General features: G+C 69.5%; 17 protein-coding genes. 7 read left to right on the top strand and 10 right to left on the bottom strand.

Annotated elements, in window-relative coordinates:
• Positions 1 to 36: 36 nt before the first annotated feature.
• A complete protein-coding gene (locus ACFFJC_RS14525) occupies positions 37 to 474 on the bottom strand; it encodes a winged helix-turn-helix domain-containing protein (protein ID WP_379488197.1) in 438 nt (145 codons plus the stop codon).
• Here ACFFJC_RS14525 and ACFFJC_RS14520 point away from each other — a divergent pair.
• From ACFFJC_RS14520 to ACFFJC_RS14500, 5 genes are read left to right on the top strand one after another with little or no spacing between them, the layout of a single operon-like run.
• On the top strand, positions 457 to 1,305 hold the full coding sequence (locus ACFFJC_RS14520; protein ID WP_379488235.1) for an ABC transporter substrate-binding protein: 849 nt from the start codon (positions 457 to 459) through the stop codon (positions 1,303 to 1,305). The genes ACFFJC_RS14525 and ACFFJC_RS14520 overlap by 18 nt on opposite strands.
• Positions 1,302 to 2,789 (top strand): OprO/OprP family phosphate-selective porin, encoded by a 1,488-nt coding sequence (locus ACFFJC_RS14515; protein ID WP_379488196.1) that lies wholly within the window; start codon positions 1,302 to 1,304, stop codon positions 2,787 to 2,789. The genes ACFFJC_RS14520 and ACFFJC_RS14515 overlap by 4 nt, the downstream gene beginning before the upstream one ends.
• A gap of 42 nt (positions 2,790 to 2,831) precedes the next feature.
• A complete protein-coding gene (locus ACFFJC_RS14510) occupies positions 2,832 to 4,133 on the top strand; it encodes a CitMHS family transporter (RefSeq protein WP_379488195.1) in 1,302 nt (433 codons plus the stop codon).
• Positions 4,134 to 4,181: 48 nt separating this feature from the next.
• Complete coding sequence (locus ACFFJC_RS14505; protein WP_379488194.1) at positions 4,182 to 5,270, top strand: D-alanine--D-alanine ligase family protein; 1,089 nt, start codon at positions 4,182 to 4,184, stop codon at positions 5,268 to 5,270.
• Positions 5,267 to 5,929 (top strand): YjbE family putative metal transport protein, encoded by a 663-nt coding sequence (locus ACFFJC_RS14500; protein WP_379488193.1) that lies wholly within the window; start codon positions 5,267 to 5,269, stop codon positions 5,927 to 5,929. The genes ACFFJC_RS14505 and ACFFJC_RS14500 overlap by 4 nt, the downstream gene beginning before the upstream one ends.
• Before the next feature lie 39 nt (positions 5,930 to 5,968).
• On the opposite strand, the gene ACFFJC_RS14495 is transcribed toward ACFFJC_RS14500, so the two are convergent.
• Both ACFFJC_RS14495 and ACFFJC_RS14490 read right to left on the bottom strand, forming a co-directional pair.
• Positions 5,969 to 8,866 (bottom strand): PAS domain-containing hybrid sensor histidine kinase/response regulator, encoded by a 2,898-nt coding sequence (locus ACFFJC_RS14495; protein ID WP_379488192.1) that lies wholly within the window; start codon positions 8,864 to 8,866, stop codon positions 5,969 to 5,971.
• Positions 8,867 to 9,013: 147 nt separating this feature from the next.
• Positions 9,014 to 9,880, bottom strand: a complete 867-nt coding sequence (locus ACFFJC_RS14490; protein ID WP_379488191.1) for a 2-dehydropantoate 2-reductase — start codon at positions 9,878 to 9,880, stop codon at positions 9,014 to 9,016.
• A gap of 196 nt (positions 9,881 to 10,076) precedes the next feature.
• Here ACFFJC_RS14490 and ACFFJC_RS14485 point away from each other — a divergent pair, with 196 nt between their 5' ends.
• The gene (locus ACFFJC_RS14485; protein ID WP_379488190.1) at positions 10,077 to 12,377 is read left to right on the top strand and encodes a TonB-dependent receptor; all 2,301 of its coding nucleotides are present in this window, start codon (positions 10,077 to 10,079) and stop codon (positions 12,375 to 12,377) included.
• A 60-nt stretch (positions 12,378 to 12,437) separates the two neighbouring features.
• Here ACFFJC_RS14485 and ACFFJC_RS14480 read toward each other — a convergent pair whose 3' ends face one another.
• The 5 genes from ACFFJC_RS14480 to ACFFJC_RS14460 form a co-directional block, all read right to left on the bottom strand.
• On the bottom strand, positions 12,438 to 12,992 hold the full coding sequence (locus ACFFJC_RS14480) for a 3'-5' exonuclease (protein ID WP_379488189.1): 555 nt from the start codon (positions 12,990 to 12,992) through the stop codon (positions 12,438 to 12,440).
• Positions 12,989 to 13,555, bottom strand: coding sequence for an alpha-ketoglutarate-dependent dioxygenase AlkB (locus tag ACFFJC_RS14475; RefSeq protein WP_379488188.1), 567 nt, complete (start codon positions 13,553 to 13,555; stop codon positions 12,989 to 12,991). The genes ACFFJC_RS14480 and ACFFJC_RS14475 overlap by 4 nt, the downstream gene beginning before the upstream one ends.
• 67 nt (positions 13,556 to 13,622) lie before the next feature.
• Positions 13,623 to 14,945, bottom strand: a complete 1,323-nt coding sequence (locus ACFFJC_RS14470; RefSeq protein ID WP_379488187.1) for an oxygenase MpaB family protein — start codon at positions 14,943 to 14,945, stop codon at positions 13,623 to 13,625.
• A gap of 25 nt (positions 14,946 to 14,970) precedes the next feature.
• Positions 14,971 to 15,822: an oxygenase MpaB family protein gene (locus ACFFJC_RS14465; protein WP_379488186.1), complete on the bottom strand. Its 852-nt coding sequence runs from the start codon at positions 15,820 to 15,822 to the stop codon at positions 14,971 to 14,973.
• Between the two features lies 1 nt (position 15,823).
• Complete coding sequence (locus ACFFJC_RS14460; protein WP_379488185.1) at positions 15,824 to 16,936, bottom strand: cytochrome P450; 1,113 nt, start codon at positions 16,934 to 16,936, stop codon at positions 15,824 to 15,826.
• A 152-nt stretch (positions 16,937 to 17,088) separates the two neighbouring features.
• On the opposite strand from ACFFJC_RS14460, the gene ACFFJC_RS14455 reads away from it, so the two are divergent.
• The gene (locus ACFFJC_RS14455) at positions 17,089 to 17,595 is read left to right on the top strand and encodes a TetR/AcrR family transcriptional regulator (protein ID WP_379488184.1); all 507 of its coding nucleotides are present in this window, start codon (positions 17,089 to 17,091) and stop codon (positions 17,593 to 17,595) included.
• 40 nt (positions 17,596 to 17,635) lie between these two features.
• Here ACFFJC_RS14455 and ACFFJC_RS14450 read toward each other — a convergent pair whose 3' ends face one another.
• Both ACFFJC_RS14450 and ACFFJC_RS14445 read right to left on the bottom strand, forming a co-directional pair.
• The gene (locus tag ACFFJC_RS14450) at positions 17,636 to 18,184 is read right to left on the bottom strand and encodes an ankyrin repeat domain-containing protein (protein WP_379488183.1); all 549 of its coding nucleotides are present in this window, start codon (positions 18,182 to 18,184) and stop codon (positions 17,636 to 17,638) included.
• Positions 18,181 to 20,325 carry a catalase gene (locus ACFFJC_RS14445; protein WP_379488182.1) on the bottom strand — a complete coding sequence of 715 codons (2,145 nt, stop codon included), beginning with the start codon at positions 20,323 to 20,325 and terminating at the stop codon, positions 18,181 to 18,183. Before ACFFJC_RS14445 ends, ACFFJC_RS14450 begins: the two co-directional genes overlap by 4 nt.
• Positions 20,326 to 20,518: the final 193 nt, after the last annotated feature.

Raw genomic sequence — 20,518 nt, 5'->3', positions numbered from 1 at the left:
GCAGCGAGAACGCTCGCCGGGTGTCCGGGGCGGCGCTCACGAGCGGTCGAGCATGTACCCGACCCCGCGCACGGTGCGGATCGTGGGGCCGTCCGGAGCAAGCTTGCTGCGAAGACGCGTGACGTTGACTTCCAGTGCGTTCGACCCGACCGGTTCGTCGAACCCGAAGACCTCGGCCTGGAGCGTATCGCGCGAGACCACCTGGCCGGCGCGCGAGGCCAGCGCCTCCAGCACCGACCACTCGCGCCGGCGCAGCTCGACCAGGCGCCCGGAGACCTCGACGCGCCCGGTGGAGCGGTTGATGGTCATCGCGCCGATGACGATCTCGGGGGCGGCGTCCCCGCCGCGCCGCCGGCCGAGCGCCCGCACCCTGGCTTCCAGCTCCTCCACCTCGAACGGCTTGCGCAAGTAGTCGTCGGCACCCAGGTCGAGGCCGCGCACGCGGTCGTCCAGCCCATCGCGCGCGGTCAGCATCAGCACCTGGGCGAGACCCGCGCCCGGCAATATTCGGCGGACATCGTCTGGTCCTCGGCGATGGACCTCCAGATCAAGCTCATCAACGACGGCTATGCGCAGCAGTACGCCAGCCCGGAGAAGCCGGCACTGCCCGAGCGGGCGGTGTGGAAGAACATGGGCTTTGGCGTCACCGCCGAGCCGATCGGGATCGTCTACAACCGCCGCCTGGTGCCCGCAGCGCAAGTGCCACGCAGCCACCAGGCGCTTGAGACCCTCCTGCGCAGCCGCCGTGCCGCCTTCACCGGCAAGGTCGCGACGTTCGATCCCGCGCGCTCGAACACCGGCTATCTCTATCTTTCGCAGGACTTCCAGGCGACCGGGGACACCCGCGGCCTGGTCCAGGCGATCGCCGCGACGCGCCCGCTGCTGGAGACCACCACCGGCCCGATGCTGACCGGCGTGGCCTCGGGCAAGCTGGCCATCGCCTACAACGTGATCGGCTCCTATGCGCTGGAGAGGGCGCGGCGCGACCCCGCGCTCGGCGTCGTGTTCCCCAGCGACTACACGCTCGTCACCTCGCGCATCGCCTTCATCTCGCGCGAAGCCCGCCATCCGGCCGCGGCCCGCCTGTTCCTGGATTTCCTGCTGTCCCGCGCCGGGCAGACCCAGCTCGCGCGGCACAGCCTGTGGCCGGTGCGCACCGACGTCCAGGCCCGCCGCCTGCCGGCCGGACAGGCCCGGCCCATACGGGTCGGCCCGCAACTCCTCGTCAATCTCGATCGCCTCACCCGCCAGCGCTTCCTGCGCGACTGGAACGCGATCCTCGCCTCCGGAAAAAGCCAGAAATGATACGACACCTTTCGACCGGCGCTGCACTCGTGGCGCTGGTCGCAGCGACGCCGGCGCTGGCGCAGCCCGGTCCCGACCGCGACGAGCTCGCCGAGCTCGTGCGCGCCCAGGCCGCCGAAATCGCCGCGCTGCGCCAGCGGGTGGAACGGCTCGAGGCGGAGCGCACGGCCGCGGCCGCGCCGCAGCAGGGCGCGCCCGTGCTCGCCACGCGCGAACCGGCGGAGCCCGCGCCAGCGGCGGCGGGAACCCAGCCTTACGCACCGCAGCTGCTTCCCCCCGGGCCGGCCGAACGCGACGTCGAGCGCGTGCGCGCGGCCGCTGTCACCGCCTCCGGCGTGAGCACCGAATGGGGCCAGGGCTTGCCCGTGTTCCATTCCGCGGACGGCGTGTTCAGCTTCAAGCCGCGCGGACGCATCATCTTCGATGCCAGCACCTCGTTCGGTTCGGACCACGAGGGGCGCAACCTCACCACCACCGGCATGCGCGCGCTGCGCATGGGGCTGGAGGGCACGGTCGGCACCCACTTCTTCTACCAGTTCGAGAGCGACTTCTCCGAGAACGAGGTGGACGTGGTCACCGCCTTCATGGGCTGGCGCAACCGCATCGCCCCGGGGCTCGACTACGACGTGCGCGTCGGCCACCTGTTCAACGACCGCGGCTTCGAGGGCTCGACCGGCTCCGATTCCACGCCCTTCCTGGAACGCACGGTGGTCGCCACCGCGATCATCCCGCAGCGCGCCTTCTATGGCCTGGGCATCATGCCGCGCCTGTTCTGGAAGACCGGCCACGCCTCGCTGACGCTGACCGGAGACCGCATCGACGGCGATCAGTCGACCTCGGACAACCGCACGGTGCTCGCCCGCGCGCACTGGAACCCGATCAAGTCGAACCGCCAGGTGCTCCACCTCGGCATCTGGGGCTTCGACGAGATGCTGCAGCCGGGCAAGAACACGCTGACGCGCAACACCGTGATCGGCGGGCGCTTCAACGGGGCGCTGCGGCTCTCGACCGGCACGCTGATCGGGGGCACCGGCACCACCGGCTACGGCGTGGAGCTGGGCGGCTACGCGGGCCCCTTGTGGCTGATGGCCGAGGCCGGCGAACGCCGCGCCCGGCTCGACGGCGGCCGGGCGGACTTCGTCACCCGTGCCTGGAGCGTGGGTGGCGGCTGGTTCCTCACCGGCGACCTGCCGCCCTACAATCCACGCCTCGGCAGCTTCGGTCAGCCCAAGGTCCTGCGCCCGATCTTCGAGGGCGGACCCGGCGCCATCGAGCTGACCGCGCGGTACGAGAGCCTGGAGTTCGACGACATCCTCACGCCCGCGCAAGGCTGGGCCGCGACGCTGGGGGTGAACTGGTATCTCAACAGCTTCACCCGCTTCCAGGTCAACGCGATCCACTGGAACACGCAGAACACCGCCGGCGCCTATGCCGGCAAGGATGACGGCGAGACGCTCAGCGCGCGCGTCGGCGTCACGTTCTGACGTCCATTCACTTCGAACCCTGACACGAACCGAGGGACACCCATGAGCCTCGCCCTGATCGGCTTCCTGATGGTCGCCACCTTCATGACCCTCATCATGACCAAGCGGATGACCCCGCTGGTCGCGTTGATCGTCGTGCCCACCCTGTTCGCGCTCCTCGCCGGCTTCACCTCCGGGCTGGGCGACATGATGATCGAGGGGCTGACCAAGCTGGCACCCACCGGCGTGATGCTGCTGTTCGCCATCCTGTTCTTCAGCACGATGACCGACACCGGCCTGTTCGATCCGCTGGTCGGCCGGCTGATCCGCATCGTCCACGGCGATCCGATGCTGATCCTGATCGGCTCGGTGGTGCTGTGTGCCCTCGTCAGCCTCGATGGCGACGGCTCGACCACGTACATCATCACCATGGCCGCCATGCTGCCGCTCTACAAGCGGTACGACATGAACCGGCTGTACCTCGTCTGCCTGCTGATGGTGACGAGCGGGGTTATGAACCTCACCCCCTGGGGCGGGCCCACCGCGCGTGCCGCCAGCGCGCTCAAGCTGGATCCGGCCGCCGTGTTCGTGCCGCTGGTGCCCGGGATGATCGCGGGCCTTGCCTTCCTGATCCTGCTGGCAGTCCACTTCGGCCGCAAGGAGCGCCGGCGCATCGGCAAGATCGAGACCCCCGCCATGCTGGAGGCGAGCGACCTCGCCGTCTCGCAGTGGCCCGAGGCGCGCCGCCCGCGCATGATCGCGTTCAACGCCGTGCTGGTCGTGGCGCTGCTGGTGCTGCTGGTCTGGGGCGTCCTGCCGCTGCCGATCCTGATGATGCTCGCCTTCGCCATCGCCATGATCGCCAACTACCCCCATGTCCGCGAGCAGAAGGAGCGCATCGCCGCGCATGCGGGCAACGTCCTGGCGGTGGTGTCCCTCATCTTCGCGGCGGGCATCTTCACCGGCATCCTCTCCGGCACCGGCATGGTGGACGCGATGAGCCGCGAGGTGGTGGGCTTCATCCCGCCCGTACTGGGGCCTTACATGGCTCCTATCACGGCGCTATTGAGCCTTCCGTTCACCTTCTTCATCTCCAACGACGCCTTCTACTTCGGCATGCTGCCGATCCTGGCCGAGGCCGGCGCGCACTACGGCGTAGAGCCGATGGCGATCGCCCGGGCCTCGCTGATGGGCCAGCCGGTCCACCTGCTGAGCCCCTTGGTGCCCTCGACCTACCTGCTGGTCAGCCTTGCCGGGGTCGACCTCGCGGACCACCAGCGCTTCACGCTGGTGCCGGCCGCGCTGTGCTGCCTGGTGATGACGGTGGTGGGCATGCTGGTCCTCGCATTTCCCTTCGTGGGATGAACACGGCCAGAGCCGGGCTGCCGGCCCTTCGCACGACGGGAGCATTCGATGACTGACACTGCGGCACCGCCCGATCCCCGACACCAGGCCATCGCCATCCTCTACCAGGCGCTGGAGCCGCCGGTCATCGCCGGTCAGCGCAAGGAGGCGAAGCCCGGCGGGTACTCGGACAGCGGCGCGGACATCGGCTTCGCGCTGGCGTCGGCGGGGTGCTCGCTCGTCACGCCGGCCGCGCGACCGCATCCCGACCGCGCGTTCGACTGGGTCTGGCCTGACACGCCGGAGGGCATAGCGGCCGCGCTCGCCGCCGGTGCCACGCTGCTATGGGCCAACACCGTGGTCTTCGCAGGCCACCCCATCGAAGCCGCGAGCCGCAAGGCCTGGATCGTGGGCCCGGATCCGCGCACGATGGAGGAGATCGACGACAAGCTCGCCACGAACGCGCGCCTGCTCGCCGCCGGGCTTCCGGTTGCGCGGTCCTGGCGGGTGGACGGCGCCGCGCCCGACATCGCGTCGCTACTCGCGCCCTTTGCCGACCATCTGCAGCTGGTCGTCAAGCCCCTGCGCGGGCGTGGCAGCCAGGGGGTAAGCGTCGCGCGCGACGAGGGCCAGCTTCTTGAGCAGGTCACCGCCCTTGCCGCAAGCGGGCGGTTCGGCAACGCCGTCATGCTGGAGCAGTTCCTCCCCGGGCAGGAGATCACGGTGACCGTCATGCCCGCCGCGGCCCGCGAGGGTGCGACCGCGCCCTTCGCCCTGCCGCCGGTCGAGCGCTTCGGCCAGGCCGACGACGTCGCGCCCTACAATGGCGACGTGCCCGTCCGCCTCAACAGCGAGGCAATGTCGGAGCAGGAGCGCGCCGCCCCCGCCGTGCATGCGGCCAGCGCCGCCTGCGAGCGGGCCGCCGCGCTGATCGGGATCCGCTCGCCGATGCGCATCGACTGCCGCGCCGACGCGGAGGGCCGCTTCCTTCTGTTCGACGTCAACAGCAAGCCCAACCTCACGGGCGCCGGCCGCCCCGGCCGCGACGACGAGGACAGCCTCTCGACCATGGCCGCCGCCGCCATCGGGTGGAGCTACGCAGACCTCCTCGTCGCGACGGCGCGCGGCGCATGGACCAACAGGGACAAGACCGCATGACCGACCTCTGGCAGCACATCGTTGCCGATTTCTCCAACATCGGCTCGCCCGCTGCGCTCGCCGCCTTCGGGCAGGTGGTGCTGATCGACGTGATGTTGGCGGCCGACAACGCCATCGTCGTAGGGGCGCTCGCTGCCGGGCTGCCCCCGGCGATGCGCCGCAAGGTGATCCTGATCGGCGTGTTCGCGGCACTGGTGCTGCGTGTCGCCTTCGCGCTCGTCGTCACCCAGTTGCTCCAGGTGGTCGGGCTCGTCTTCGCCGGCGGCCTCCTTCTGGTGTGGGTGGCCTGGAAGATGTGGCGCGAGCTGCGCGCCGCTCACGAGGGCAGCGCCGGCGGCGAGCTCGACCCGGCTCTGGCGCAGGCGGCCCCGGCGAGTTTCGCCGGCGCGGCCTGGGCCGTGGCGGTGGCGGACGTCAGCATGAGCCTCGACAACGTGCTGGCGGTCGCGGGCGCGGCCCGTGACCACCCAGGCATCCTGGCGGTCGGGCTGATCCTCTCGGTCGCGCTGATGGGGCTCGCCGCGAACCTGCTGGCCCGCGTGATCGAGCGGTACCGCTGGCTGGCCTACGTCGGCCTGCTGGTCATCCTCTACGTCGCGGGACGGATGATCTGGGAGGGGCTGGTCGACCCCGCGCGCGGGCTGCTCGTCCTGTTCTGACCGGCGCGACGGGCGTGGGTGATACCGCGCCCGTCGCCCTCACCCTTCCATCATGTCGCGCACGCGCGCGGCCAGCGTCTCGATCACAAAGGGCTTGGTGAGCACCTGCATCCCGGGCTCCAGGTGACCGTTGCCGATCACCGAATTCTCCGCATAGCCGGTGATGAACAGCACCTTCAGGCCGGGTCGGCTCTGCCGGGCAGCGTCCGCCATCTGGCGCCCGTTCATCCCGCCGGGAAGACCGACATCGCTGATGAGCAGGTCGATGCGGATGTCCGACTGGAGCATCTTGAGCCCCGATGCGCTGTCGCCTGCCTCGATGACGGTATATCCGAGGTCCTCCAGGATGTCGGCGATGAGCATGCGCACGCTCGGCTCATCGTCGACCACCATGACGATCTCGCCGTCGGCCTTGCCTTCGGGCGGTATGGCGGCTTCGATCGCCAGGTCGGAGCCCACCGCTTCGTAGTGGCGCGGCAGGTAGATGCGCACCGTGGTGCCCACCCCGATCTCGGAGTAGATGCGCACCTGCCCGCCGGATTGCTTGGCAAAGCCGTAGATCATGGACAGGCCGAGCCCGGTGCCCTGCCCGATCGGCTTGGTCGTGAAGAACGGGTCGAAGGCCTTGGCGATCACGTCCGGCGTCATGCCGGTGCCGGTGTCCGTGACGCAGAGCGAGAGGTACTGGCCTTCCGGGATGTCGTGAGTGCGGGCTCCGTTGCGATCCAGCCACTTGTTCGCGGTCTCGATCGTGATCCGCCCGCCATCGGGCATCGCGTCGCGGGCATTGATGCACAGGTTCAGCAGCGCGTTCTCCAGCTGGCTCGGGTCGACCAGTGTCGGCCACAGCCCGGCGGCGCCCACCGTCTCGACGGAGATGGCGGGACCTGCGGTCCTCTGGATAAGGTCGGCCAGGCCGTTCACCAGCGCGTTGACGTCAGTGGGCCGGGGATCGAGCGTCTGGCGGCGAGAGAAGGCCAGCAGGCGGTGCGTCAGCGCGGCGGCGCGGCGGGCAGCGCCCTGGGCGGCGACGACGTACTTGTCGACATCGGCCAGCCTACCCTGGTTGAGCCGGGTGCCGACCATCTCCAGCGCCCCCGATATGCCGGCCAGGAGATTGTTGAAGTCGTGGGCGAGGCCGCCGGTGAGCTGGCCGACCGCCTCCATCTTCTGCGACTGGCGCAGTTGTTCCTCGGCCTTCATGAGTTCGGCCGTGCGCTCCGCGACGCGCTGCTCCAGCGTGTCGTTCAGCGCGCGCAGCGCTGCTGCGGCGCGATCCCGCTCCTCTTCGATGGCGCGGCGGTTGTCGATGTCGAGAACCACGCCGGGAAAGGAGGTCGGCGTGCCATCGGTGTCGTGGTCGACCCGCCCGTTGGCCTCGATCCAGTAGTAGCGCCCGTCCGAGCGCCTGACGCGGTATTGATGGGCATAGGCGCCGCCCCGCCGTATCGCTTGCGCCATCGCCGCGGACAGGCCTTCGCGGTCGTCCGGATGAACGGTCTCGATGATCTGTGCCAAGTTCAAGCCTTCGCGGCCCAGCCGCGGGCTCATGCCGAAGGCTTGCGCGAAGCCCTCGTCCACGGTGAAGCGATCCTGCGGCACGTCCCAGAACCACGTCCCGATGATGGCGCCCGCCGACAGCGCCAGCTGCACGCGCTGGATGTTCTCCCGGGCCAGCGCCTCGCTCGCACGGAGCGCCTGCTCCGCCCGCTTGCGCGCCTCGACGTCGCGGAAAAGGACCGACACCTGGCGCCGGCTCTCTGGCTCGACGCGCGCCGCGGACACTTCGATATGCCGTCCGGCAGCGGCGAAGTAGCGCTCGAACCTGATCGGCTTTCCGGTGCGCAGCACCCCTCCGTACAGGTCTAGCCACCCCTCGGCGTCGTCGGGCTCGATGTCCCTGAGCGTCTTGCCCAGGATAGCGGGGATTCCAGACTGGCGCTCGTATCCGGCATTGGCCTCGATATGCACGTAGTCGCTCAGCGGCCCGTGCGGCCCGTCGAAGAACTCGATGATGCAGAACCCGTCGTCGAGCGCCTCGAACAGCGCCCTCAAGCGCTCCTCGCTGCGTGCAAGCGCGTCGCGCGCCTCGCGCTCCCGGGTGACGTCCCGCGCGGCACCGACGAAGCGAAGCGGCTGGCCCTCGGCATCGAATTCCATCCGGCCCGTCCGCGCCAGCCAGCGCAGCTCTCCGGTCGCGGCGTCGCGCACGCGGTACTCGACGTCGAGCGGCGGCGCGCCCTGTTCGCGCGTGGTGGTGGTGGAGACGAGGTGGCGATCCTCCGGGATGATCCGGGCCTCGAACTCGGCAGCCGGATAATGGGACCTGACGGGCAATCCGTAGAGCCGGCAAAACTGCGCCGTCGGGATCATGATGTCGCCGCCTATCTCGACCGTGAAGAGGCCGATGCGCCCGGCCTCCTGCGCCTGGTCCAGGCGCGCCTTGGCGGTAAGCAGACGCTCGTCCTCCGGCTCGGTCCCGGCCGGATCCGATGGCGCCGAAAGGGCGCGGGCGCGCAGTTCCAGGATCTCCACGGCATGGCTGGCGAGACCCTGCAACGCCCGATCCCGCGCCGGATCGGGTGCTGGGGCGTCGCGGTCGAGGACCCAGAGCATGCCGATGGTGACGCCTTCGGGTGTGGTCAGCGGCGCGCCGGTGTGGATATAAAGGTCCGGCCGCACAGCGAGCAGCGGCCGCGCGTCGTCGATCCCGACGCTCTCGCCGAGCCCCGGCACCGGAATGTCCCGCAGCCCGAGCCCCACTTCGGCCTTGAAGAACAAGCCCCCAGGAGCGGCGAGGGCGAGCACGGCCACCGGCGCTCCGCACAGTCCAGCGGCAAGCTCCACCACCCCATCGAACGCCCGCTCCGGTGGTGTATCAAGCACTCGGTAGCGGGCCAGCGCCTGGCGGAGCTTGGCATCTGCAGTCACATTCATTCATCAGGCTCTTGATCGCTCGGGCGGGGCCGCGTCGCACTGAAAGCTCCCCTGGCGCGGTTCCGTTCCCTGGTTTCTTGCGGACCGAGCACGGACGCGCCTGCGCCTGCTCGCTGGCCCCGGGTGTGCACGCCGGTGACCGGTGGGTCAACTTGCCCGGAGCAGGACGTCCGCCATGTGGTTGAGCGGCGCGGGGATCGCGTGCCTGCGGCCCAGCCGCGCGATCACGCCGTTGCGCGCATCGGCCTCGGTGGCGCGGCCGGCGAGCCGGTCGGCGAGGATCGAGTTGATCGAGTCCGGGGGGCCCTGCCGATAGCCCTCGACCACTTCGTCCGCCAAGCCGTCGTCCAGCCGCGCACCCTGCGCCCGGCCGACCGCCACGCATTCCAGAACCATGGCACGCATGAGGGCGGCGACCTCCTGGTCCGCCACGATCCCGGCTGGCTTGAGCGTCAAGGCGCTGACTGCACCCGCGCAGTTGACCGCCAGCTTGCGCCATGCTGCCGTGAGCCAGTCATCGGTGAGGCTCGTTTCGATCGGCGTGTGCGCGAAGAGCCGTGCGAAAGCTTCTCCGTTCGCGCCGGCCGGCATGGTCAGGCTTCCGGTCCTGCGCTGCACGACCTGGCCCGGCGCGGTCCGCTCGGCCGGGATGTCGACGATCACGGGCACCACACTGGCCGGCTCCACCTCCGGAAAGCGGGCAAGATGCTCGACCCCGTTCTGGAGGACCGCAAGCCTTGTGCAGGGCCCCAGGAGCCGGTCCAGCCAGCGCGAGGCTCCGCCGGCGTCGTAGGTCTTGGTTGCGACGATCACCCAGTCGACCGGGGCCGCCGCCTCCGGCTCCAGCAGCAGGCGCGGCGTGGACTCGAGCACGCCTGCCGGCGTCTCGACGCGCAGCCTCTCAAATGGCGTGCGGGCGCACAGCGTGACCTGGAGCGCCTGGTCGGCCGTGAGCCATGCCCCGATCGTGGCGCCGACAGCGCCCGTGCCGATGATGGCGACCGTGTTCGTCATCGGCGCTGGTTCCCACCTTTGAGATCAGGACGCAAGAGGGCAGGTCCGGCCTCCTGTCCGAGCCTCGGCGCGCCGCTTGTGGCCTCTTTGCCACTGTTGCCGCAGATGTCTTCCCCGGATCGACACGCGTCATGGAAGCTTCACGAGGCGGGCGTAGCCGGCCGTCCGACGTCTACAGAAACGACAGGGAAACACAGTGTCGAAGGCTATCCTCGCCAGAACAACGCTCCACCTGACTTGCGGCCTTGCGGCCCTGTGTCTTGCCGGCCACGCGCAGGCGCAGGAGGAACCCACCTCCGACGAAGGGCTGGGCGACATCGTCGTCACGGCGGAGCGGCGCACCGAGAACCTGCAGCAGGTGCCGGTCTCGGTCGGCGTCGTCTCGGGCGACCAGTTGCGCACGTTCCAGGCCAGCGGCGACGACATCCTGTCGCTGTCGGGCCGCGTCCCCGGCCTCTACGCCGAGACGACCACCGGCCGCATCTTCCCGCGCTTCTACATCCGCGGCCTCGGCAACATCGACTTCTACCTTGGCGCCTCGCAGCCCGTCTCGATCATTCAGGACGACGTGGTGCTCGAGCATGTCGTGCTCAAGTCCAACCCGGTCTACGACATGGACCAGGTCGAAGTCCTGCGCGGCCCGCAGGGTTCGCTGTTCGGCCGCAACACCACCGCCGGTATCATCAAGATCGACACCATCAAGCCCACGGTCGATCGCTGGACCGGCCGCGTGAACGCCAGCTACGGCGAATACAACTCGGTCAACCTCGATGCCGGCGTCGGCGGCCCCATCGTCCAGGACAAGTTGGCGATCCGAGTTTCCGGCCTGTACCAGCGCCGCGACGACTGGGTGGACAACGTCTATGACGGCCCCAGCGCCGACGGCACCGTCTCGCCCGAAAAGAACGCCATGGGCGGTTTCGAGGAGCGCGACGCCCGCGTGCAGCTGCTGCTCGCGCCGGTCGACAGCAACTTCTCCATGCTGACCAGCTTCCATGCGCGCAGCTACGACGGCACCTCGACGATCTTCCACCGCAGCGCATTCACCAAGGGCTCCAACGACGTCAGCGGCGAACCGCGCGACGAGATCGCGTTGGACGAGGCGCACAACAACCCGCAGGGTTACGACACCTATGGCGCCTCGAACCGCATCGCGCTCGACTTCGGGGCGGTCACGCTGACCTCGATTTCGGCCTGGGAGACGACCAAGGGCTACAGCCGCGGCGACACCGACGGCGGCGCTGCCGCCGACTACCCGGTGAACGGTGTGCCCAACGGCTACGGCCAGTCGCAAGGCAACGTGCGCGACCTCGACCAGCTCACGCAGGAGCTGCGCCTGTCGAGCAATGGCGACACCCGCTTCAAGTGGCAGGTGGGCGCCATGTGGTTCGAGGAGCGCAACATCACCGACTTCTACCAGCGCGCGTTCTTCCTCAATCCGCCCGCGAACAACCCGAACAACTGGGTGCGCCTGCGCAACGAGAACACCAGCTGGGCCTTTTTCGGCCAGGCCAGCTACGAGCTGACGCCGGGGCTGACGGTCACCGCCGGCGGCCGCTATACCAACGACACGAAGAAGACCCGCCTGCTCAAGACCGCCGACACCGCGGCGGGCGTGGTGACCTACACCGGCCGCCGCTACGTCCGCCTGTCCGACGAGAAGCCGAGCTGGGACGTCAGCGTCCTTTACCAGGCCAGCCCGGAGGTCAGCCTCTACGCCCGCGTCGCCACCGGCTTCCGCGGCCCCACCATCCAGGGTCGGTCGGCTGTGTTCAACGCGGACTTCACCACGGCGGATTCGGAGACCATCGTGTCCGGCGAGGCCGGCATCAAGACGCAGCTGCTCGACAACCGCGTGCGCTTCAATCTCTCGGGCTTCGCCTACCGGGTGAAGGACATCCAGCTCAACGGCAACGACGCCAACGGCAACGGCGTTCTGTTCAACGCCGACAAGGCCGAGGCCTATGGCCTCGAAGCCGAGCTGGAAGCGCGCCCCATCCCCAACCTCACGCTGACGGCGGGCCTCAGCCTGCTGCACACCGAGATCAAGGATCCCGATGTCTACGCCCAGGTCTGCGCTCTCAACGGCGTGGTGGTCTGCACCGTCAACGACCCGACTGTCACCGTGACCGGGCGCGGCGTCTTCGCGCAGATCGACGGCAACCCGCTGCCCAACGCGCCGAAGTACACCGCCAATCTCGCCGCGCGCTACGACGTGCCGCTCGGCAACGGCGGCGCCCTCTTCGCGGCGACCGACTGGATGCTGCAGGGCTACACCAACTTCGTGCTCTACAAGACCGACGAGTTCTACTCGGACGGGGACTTCGAGGGCGGACTGCGCATCGGCTATACCGCTCCGGGCGGCCGCTACGAGATCGCCGCCTTCGCGCGCAACATCACCAACGAGAAGAACCTCAAGGGCGTGATCGAGAACTACATGGCGGCGGTGTTCAACGAACCCCGTGTGATCGGAGCTTCGCTCTCGGGCAAGTTCTGACGCTGAGCCAGCGCCGAGGAAAGAGGCCGGTCCGCACCCGCGGGCCGGCCCTTTCTGCATTCATCCGGCACGTTGCAGCCAGGCTTGCGCCGCGCTGCGCACGGCATTCCAGCGGTCGCGCTCCTCCCGGGCATCGGGGAGCGCCCGGTGCGCGGGTGGGGTCCGGACCGCATGCTCCAAGGCAGCGGCGAGGATCTCGTCCACCGCGCGGTCCAGGTGCTCGGGCGCAACGCGTGAGCCGACCATCGCGGCGGCACATTCCCGGCGCGCGTCCCGGCTCCGGCGCAGCCGCAGCTGGTGGCGCGGGAGCCGCGCCGCCCTGAGCAGTGTGCTGAGCCACTTGCCGTCCCATGACGGCGCGCTCGCCACCAGGTCATGGCCGCCGAGAACCTCGGCCATGCGAGCCGCCACCGTCTCCGGAGGCTCTCCCTCCGCAACGAGCAAAGCACGCGAAATGCCGTGGATCGCCGCCGCCTCCTCGTCCCAGTCGGTCCATTCGGGCGCGGGACGGATCAGGTGGGCTTCTTCGCGCCCATCCTCGAACACCCAGGCCACCTCGACCGGATAGCTGCGCTTGCCCAGCGAGGAAGCCTCGAAGTCGAGGAAGACGATCACCGGGGCCCCCTCGCCGACGCATCCAACGGGGGCGCTTCGCGAAGGCTGCGGAAGGTGACCGACCAGCGCGTCTGCACCACAGGCGCCATGCCGTGTTCCCAGTCTTGGCGGGCCTCGCCTGCCAGGTGATAGACCGAGCGCGGCGCCAGCGGGAGCGAACGACGGTCGAAGCCTTGCTCCCGGCGGCGGCGGAACCGCAGCGTGGCCGCGCTGCCGAGCGACACGCCCACCACGTGATCGAAGACGGGGCGATCTCTGTGCCAGCCGATGCCCGCCCCAGGATCGTAGCGGATCAGCAGAGCCTGCACGAGCCGTTCGGGCGCGAGCTTCGCGAAGCGGGCGGCCCGCTCCCTGAGCGGCAGCAGCCAATCGGGCATCGGGTCGGTCGGGCCGAAGCGGCCGTTCTCGAAATCGTAGGTCCATCCGAAGGAGCGGGTCAGCCGCTTTCCCGTCCACTGCTGGAACCGGAACGGCGAGAGGTCCACCGTGGCGAGCCGCGTCAGCAGATCCACTTCTTCCGCCCGACCGATCAGGTCCTCCGCGGTGGCGAGTCCCGGCAGCATGGGTGTCGCGAAAAGGTCGGGCTGGTGCATCATCTTTCGGGGAAGGATATAGGCATGCGGCGGCGCTCTATCCATGTGCCGATCGCATGGCCGCGCCATCGCTGCCGAACTGCGCCCGTCCGTAGCGCCTCAGCAATCCTGCGAGCTTGCCCACCAGCCGCCGGTCCGCGACGTCCCGCACCACGGGGATTTCCGCCAGCGCCGCATAGAAGCGCAGGCGCGTGAAGATGCGCAAGGCAGCGAGCAGCGCGAAGTGGCGATCTAGCGCGGTGTAGCGCACTCCCATCGCCGCTGCCCTGGCGCTGTCGCCGTTCAGGAAATGGCGGATGAAGAACGCCTTGGCGAAGCTGCGCTCCAGCTGGCTGTCCACCAGGCCGACCGGGGTGGGATCGCGAGCAAGCTCCGCATCGAGCGTGCCGCGGACCAGCACGCCGCAGGTCGCGTCGTCGAAGGCGCTGCGCAAGGTGGTCTGGCGCGCCACCATCAAGCGGACGATCTCGGCAGGCGTTTCGCCCAGCAGCGCGCGGGGCAGCCCCAGCAGGAAGCACCGGTAGCGCGCGATCTCGATCCGCGCGCGCTCGTCTTCGGTGAAGCCGCGGCTTTCGCGCAAGGCCCGGGCGGCGATCAGCAGCGAGCCGATCTGCCCGGCGGGCATCTGGTCGACCTGCGGGATCGGAACGCCGTAGACAGCGGGGTCCCACGTGCCCGGACGCCGCATGACATTCACCCGCACCGTGGCATGCATCAGCCGCACCATCGCCGCCGCCTTGAACGCGGCGCCATGGCGACCGAGCGCGCCGGGCATCACCGTCAGCGTGAAGAACGTCGCGGTCTCGTGGACCCGCCGCGCCGCCAGCTTGTCAGACAGGTTGCCGGTCAGCGCCATCGGCAGCGCCGAATAGCGGTTCATGAATGTCGCCAGGAAGGCGCCGCGGATGGCGAAGGGAACGAGGTGGGCATACTGGTTGCGCTCCAGCCGCGCGCCTCGGTGGACGAGGTCCATGTCGATCCAGTCCGGCGTCCGCTCCATCTCGGCCAGAAAGGTGCCAAGTTCAGGCGGAGCTTCGGGCACCGCCCCAAGGCCTTGCGTGCAGGCCCGCTCCAGCATGGCGACGAGCGGGCGGAAGCCGATCTCGTCCATGCGCGCGGCATAGGCGTCCGCCACCGGATCGCCGGTGAGCGTATAGGCTGCCATCATCTCGACGAGCGACGCGTCCGCCAGCACTTGCGCCTGCATGGCTTCGAGCCCCGGCATCGCCTCTCCCGCACCCTCGACGGTGAAGCGTTCGGGCATGGCGGTCAGGTCCATGCCGCCGTAGACCGCGGGCACGTGCGCCGCCTGCCGGTCGACCTCGCGCCAGAGTTCGGGATGATGGGCGCGCATCTGCATCGTGACGTCCTTTCGCTGCGAGCGTCTAACGCGCGGCGCGCAGTCTTCGTGCCGCCTGCGCCGGCGGCGCGTCGGCGAGTGGGACCAGCGCCGCGGCCCGCGCCAGCGCCTTGACCAGCGCGCCTTCGCCTCGCCGCAATCCGAGGTCCCGCAGCTGCGGCATCGAACGGACGGGCTCGGGCGTCATTTCCACCGCCGCTCGGACCAGCAGCCGCTGCAAAGGCCGGGCGGCGCGGGGAAGGATCGGCGCCTCGCCCATGATCGCGATGAATTCCGCGAGCACTTCGGATGCTTCCAGGCGAGGCGCCGTGGCTGCCAGGAGGCGCTCCCACTCCGACCACGACTCCGGTGCGCCCGTGGCACCGTAGAGCCGCGCCGCCGGCTCACCCTCGGCGAACGAGGCGTCCTGCTCTGCGGGCGAAAGGGGGCGGACGTAGCGGTGATAGGCTTCGGTGAAGCCGAAGGTGGCCGTCGCCTGCACCCAGTCGAGCAGGCGCGGGTCGTTGGCGTGATACGCCTCTCCGCCCGGTGTCGTGCCGCGAACCTTCTCGTGCATCCGCACCACATGCGCGATCACCTCGCTCGCGGCGGAGCGCGGGCCGTAGACAGTCATCATCGCGGCAAACCCCGTCCGCCGCAGCCGCGTGCCCGGATCGCTACGGAAGCTGCTGTGGTCCCACACGCCCGAGCGCACCGAAGGTTCGGCCAGCTCGAGCAGCACCGCCGCCACCCCGCCGATGAACAGCGAGACCGGGTTGGCGAAGACCTGCCACGCGGTGCCGTTTGCAGGCGCCAGCGCAGGCTCGCCCGCGGGCTGCGAGAAATCGAACGCCATCCCCGGTGGCGGGCGAAGGAGATCGTTGACCGCGCTCAGCATGTCACGCCTCCTCCACGACGAGGCGGCAGTCGCGCAGCTCGTATCCGGTCACCAGCGGGTTCCAGCCGATGCGCGGCGCCTGGGCCAGGCGGAGCCCAGGGACCCGCAGGATGCGGTCGAGGAAGACCTCCGCCTCCGCCAGGGCCACTCCGGCCCCGGGGCAGCGATGCTCCCCATCCCCGAACGCGAGACCGGCGCCGGCGACGCGCTCCGCGCGCGGGCGGTCGGGATCGAGATGATAGGGGCACGCACCCATGGCCTGCGGATCGGCATTCGCGGAGCGAATGTCGAGTTCGACCGTCTCGCTCTGGCCCGGCAGCCGGCGATAGAGGTAGCCGACCACCGGCTCCAACCGCAGGATCTCCTCCAGGATCGCCATGCGCCCTGCTTGGTCCGCGTCGAGGAAGCGCGCCCGCAGCTCGGGGTCTTCCAGCAGGTGCCAGCCGGCCATGGTGATGAATTCGCGCGTCGTGACCATCCCCGCCGCGCCATACGTGAAGCACTCGACCAGGATGTCGCTGTCGCGATAGCCCTCGGAGAGCAGGTGCGAGATCACGTCCTCACGCGGCGCGCGCCGCCGCTCGGCGATGGCCGGTCGCACGTCGCTCAGGTAGAAGCGCAGCATCCGCCACTGTCCCTGCAGCGTGGTCAGCGTCCGCCAGAACCAGCCCTCGCGCATCGCCGTCCCGACCGAGAAGAACGCGTCGAGCCTGCGGATCATGCCGCGCCGGTCGCTTTGCGTAAGGCCCACGATCTGCGCCGCCACGGTCACCGCCATGTCGAGCGCCAGCGCATCCAGCCGGCCCGAGCCTTTCCGCCGCAGGTCCTCGACCAGCGCCGCGGCGCTCTGCTCGATGAGCGGCCGGTGGCGCTCCTCGACCACCCGCGGCGCGAAGAAGCGCGCGGTGGCCGCCCGCTGGCGCCGGTGCGCCTCGCCCGTCAGGAAGAGGATGGGCGGGCGCGTCGGGTTGCCCGGGCGGTTCACCAGCTCGGCCTTGAAGCCGGCCTGCCGGCCGCCCTGCCGCCGCAGCGCCTCGCGCACCGCCTGGTAGCCCGTGACCGGCTTCGCGCCGGTGACGGCACCCGGCCCGGCGGCCGACTTGCGCTGATCCATCCCGTGATAAGGGCAACGCTCGACTTCAAGCGAAGCACTTGCCATTGTGCATCTCCGTTCTGACAAGTTACTCGTCATAAGTAGGATATGCGATGGCAGGATCAACAGGGGGCGAGCGACAGGACGCCCGAGCCTTGCGTTCACGCGCTGCGATGCGCGGTGCGCTGCTCTCGCTGCTGCGCGAGCGCCCGCTGGACGAGATCACCGGTGCCGTCATCGCCGAGCAGGCCGGCATCGGCTATTCCACCTTCTTCCGCCACTATGCCGACGTTCGCGCCTTGCTCATCGATACCGTCGGCACGATCACGGACGAGCTGGCGCAGGCGATGATGCCGGCCCTGCTCGCCGGCGACGGTCCGGCAGCAGCTCGCACTCTGCTGGCGGCGGTCGCGGAACGGCGCCTCGACTTCGGCGCGCTGCTGGCCGGAGCGGGCGATGCGCTGCGGGTCGAGCTGGCGCGGCAGGTCGTCGGGCGGCTGGAAGCCCTGCCCGATCTCTCCCCCGACTGGCTCCCGCGCCACCTGGGCGTCCGTGTGGCCGTGGCGGCCACGGTCGAGCTGCTCGACTGGTGGCTGACCGAAGAGCCGCAGCGGAGCCCCGAGGCGGTGGCAGACCTGCTGAACGCCCTCGTTCTGCTGCCGCTTTCCGCCGGGGCTTGAAGGAGCGACGCGTCGATCTCGTCGCCGCAGCGTGCCACGCTCACGATGCGTGCTGCAGCGCCTCGAAGCGAAGCGCCAGCGCCTCGTTGCCTTGAGCACGGGCCAGGGCGGCTGCATCGTTGCCCGCGGCATCGCGGCGCGCCGGGTCGGCGCCCGCCTCCAGCAGCAGGTCGATGATGTCGAGCCTGCCGAACAGGGCCGCCATCATCAGCGCCGTCTGGCCGCCCGCGTTGCAGGCCTCCGGATCCGCGCCGGCGGCGAGCAGCAGGCGGGCGATGGAGCGATAGCCCTTGAACGCCACGCCCATCAACGCGGTGTTGCCCTGCCGGTCGGGCGTGCCGTCCGGACGCGCGCCCAGCTCGAGCAGCAGCGACGTGGTGGATTCGTGGCCATTGTAGCTGGCCAGGACGAGCGCGGAGTAGCCGCGCTGGTCCTGCGCCTCGATGTCCACCCCGGCCTGGAGCAGCGCCGGGATGACATCGTCCCGTCCCAGTCTGGCGGCATCGAACAAGAGCTCGCGCAGCCGCTCCGGCGAAGGGAGCGGCGGCGCGTCCTCCCGCGCCGCCACCGTTTCGAGGTCTTCGCTCACCCCTGGGTCGCCTCGAGGAAGCCGGCCGCATCGAGGTCGATCTTCAGCTCGCGATCCCACACGCGCAGCGGCGCCAGGGCCTTGAGGAAGGCGGTGGCGTCGCCCGCCTTCTCCAGCGCGATCAGCCCTTCGTCATGGTCGGCGCTGGCAATGCCGGCCCGTTCCAGCAGCGGCAGCGCCTCGGCCGTGTAGCCGATGAACTTGCCGTGCCCGAAGGCGTCGCTCACGAAGTCCTTGGCCGTCTTGTCCTCGGCGAGCATAGCGGCGCCGTCTTCCGAGAGCACCAGCGCGACGGCATCGTAGAGCACCGAGGGGCCACCATCGATCTTCTGCTTGCCCTCGACCATGGTGCCGTCGTCCAGCGTGGCACCGGCGATCTTGGGGGTGACGAACTCGTAGATGGCCGGCTGCTTCTCCACCGCCGCGACCAACGCCTTGACGAGGCTGGCCGAGGCGCCGTCGGTCACCAGGATGCCGAGCTTGCGCCCCGCGAAGCTCTGCGGGCCGCGGGCGATGATGCTGAGCGCCTCGGAGGGCGGCAGGTCGGTCCGGGTCGGGACCGCCGCGGGGAACGCTTCCGGCAGGGCGGGCAGGCCGAGCCCCCCGGCGACGACGGTCGCCAGCGTCTCGTCGATGTTGCGAAGGTGCGAGACGATGCGCTCGCGGATGTCGATGCGCTCGCACTTCGATAGCTCGAACACCAGCGCGTCGCCGATGTGCTTCTGCTCGATCGGGGTCTGGCTGATGAAGAACTGCCGCGCCTGGCTGTAGTGGTCCGCGAAGGTTGCCGAACGGACCTGGGCCTTGCGACCCGAATCCTGCGCCGGAAAGTGGCGGTAGCCGCTCTGCGGGTCGGCGCGCGGGCCGCCCCACGAGTTCGGCTCGTAGTTGACCCGGCCCTTGGGGTTGCGCATCGCCATGTGGCCGTCCTGCTGGAAGTTCTGCACCTCCACCTTTGGCGCGTTGATCGGGATGTGCGTGAAGTTCGGGCTGCCGAGGCGCTTAAGTTGGGTGTCGAGGTACGAGAAGTTGCGCCCCTGCAGCAGCGGATCGTTGCTGAAGCCGATGCCCGGGACCACGTTCTGCGTGCAGAAGGCGACCTGCTCGGTCTCGGCGAAGAAGTTGTCGACCACCCGGTCGAGCACGAAGCTGCCGATGCGCCGGACGGGCACCTGCTCCTCGGGGATGATCTTGGTGGCATCGAGCACGTCGAACTCGAACTCGTCGGCGAAGGCGTCGTCGAAGATCTGGACGCCCAGGTCCCATTCCGGCGGAGTGCCCATGGTGATCGCGTCCCACAGGTCGCGGCGATGGAAGTCCGGGTCGGCGCCGTTGATCTTCACCGCCTCGTTCCACATGACGGACTGCAGGCCCAGCTTGGGCTTGAAGTGGAACTTGACGAAGGTGCCCTTGCCCTCCGCGTCGATCAGGCGGAAGGTGTGGACGCCGAAGCCTTCCATGAAGCGGAACGAGCGCGGGATCGCGCGGTCGGACATGACCCACATGATCATGTGCATCGATTCGGGCGTCAGGCCGATGAAGTCCCAGAAGTTGTCATGGGCCGTCTGCGCCTGCGGGAAGCCGCGGTCGGGCTCCTGCTTGGCGGCATGGACGAGGTCCGGAAACTTGATCGCGTCCTGGATGAAGAACACCGGGATGTTGTTGGCGACGATGTCCCAGTTGCCTTCCTTGGTGTAGAACTTGGCCGCGAACCCGCGCACGTCGCGGGCCAGGTCGAACGACCCCTTGTTGCCCGCCACCGTGGAGAAGCGGACGAACATCGGCGTCTTCTCGCCCACTTCGGTCAGGACCTTGGCGGTCGTGAACTCCGCCAGGCTCTCGTCCAGCGTGAACGTGCCGTGGACGCCGAAGCCGCGGGCGTGGACGACGCGCTCGGGAATGCGCTCGTGGTCGAAGTGGAAGATCTTCTCGCGAAGGTGGAAGTCCTCCAGCAGCGTCGGGCCGCGTTCGCCCAGCTTGAGGCTGTTCTGGTCGTCGGAAACGGGCACGCCCTGCTGCGTGGTGAGCACCTGCCCGTCCTTGCCCGGCAGCTGGTGAAGCTCGCCGCCCTCGCCCGTCTGCGTCTCGAAAGTCTGTGCGTGCGACTGCGCGCCCGTGTCCTTGCCGATCGTTCCCGTCATTCCAAGCTCCAGTGATCCGAGGCGTCATGCGCCGCTCTGTTGGCGCCCGGCTCCTTTCCGCATGGAGGCGCGCCCGAAATGCCGGGCATCGCCACCCCTCGCCTGTGATCGAGCGGTCTTCCATGCTTGTGGCGGATGGGGCCGGCCACTTGTCCCCCCAACGTGAGCCACCGGCCATGGTTCCACGCACTAA

It is taken from the genome of Novosphingobium soli (assembly GCF_042432915.1).
In the GTDB taxonomy this organism is placed as follows: Bacteria; Pseudomonadota; Alphaproteobacteria; order Sphingomonadales; family Sphingomonadaceae; genus Novosphingobium; species Novosphingobium soli.
The sequence above is the reverse complement of the archived record's forward strand: the minus strand, read 5'-3'. Positions and strand labels throughout refer to the sequence as shown.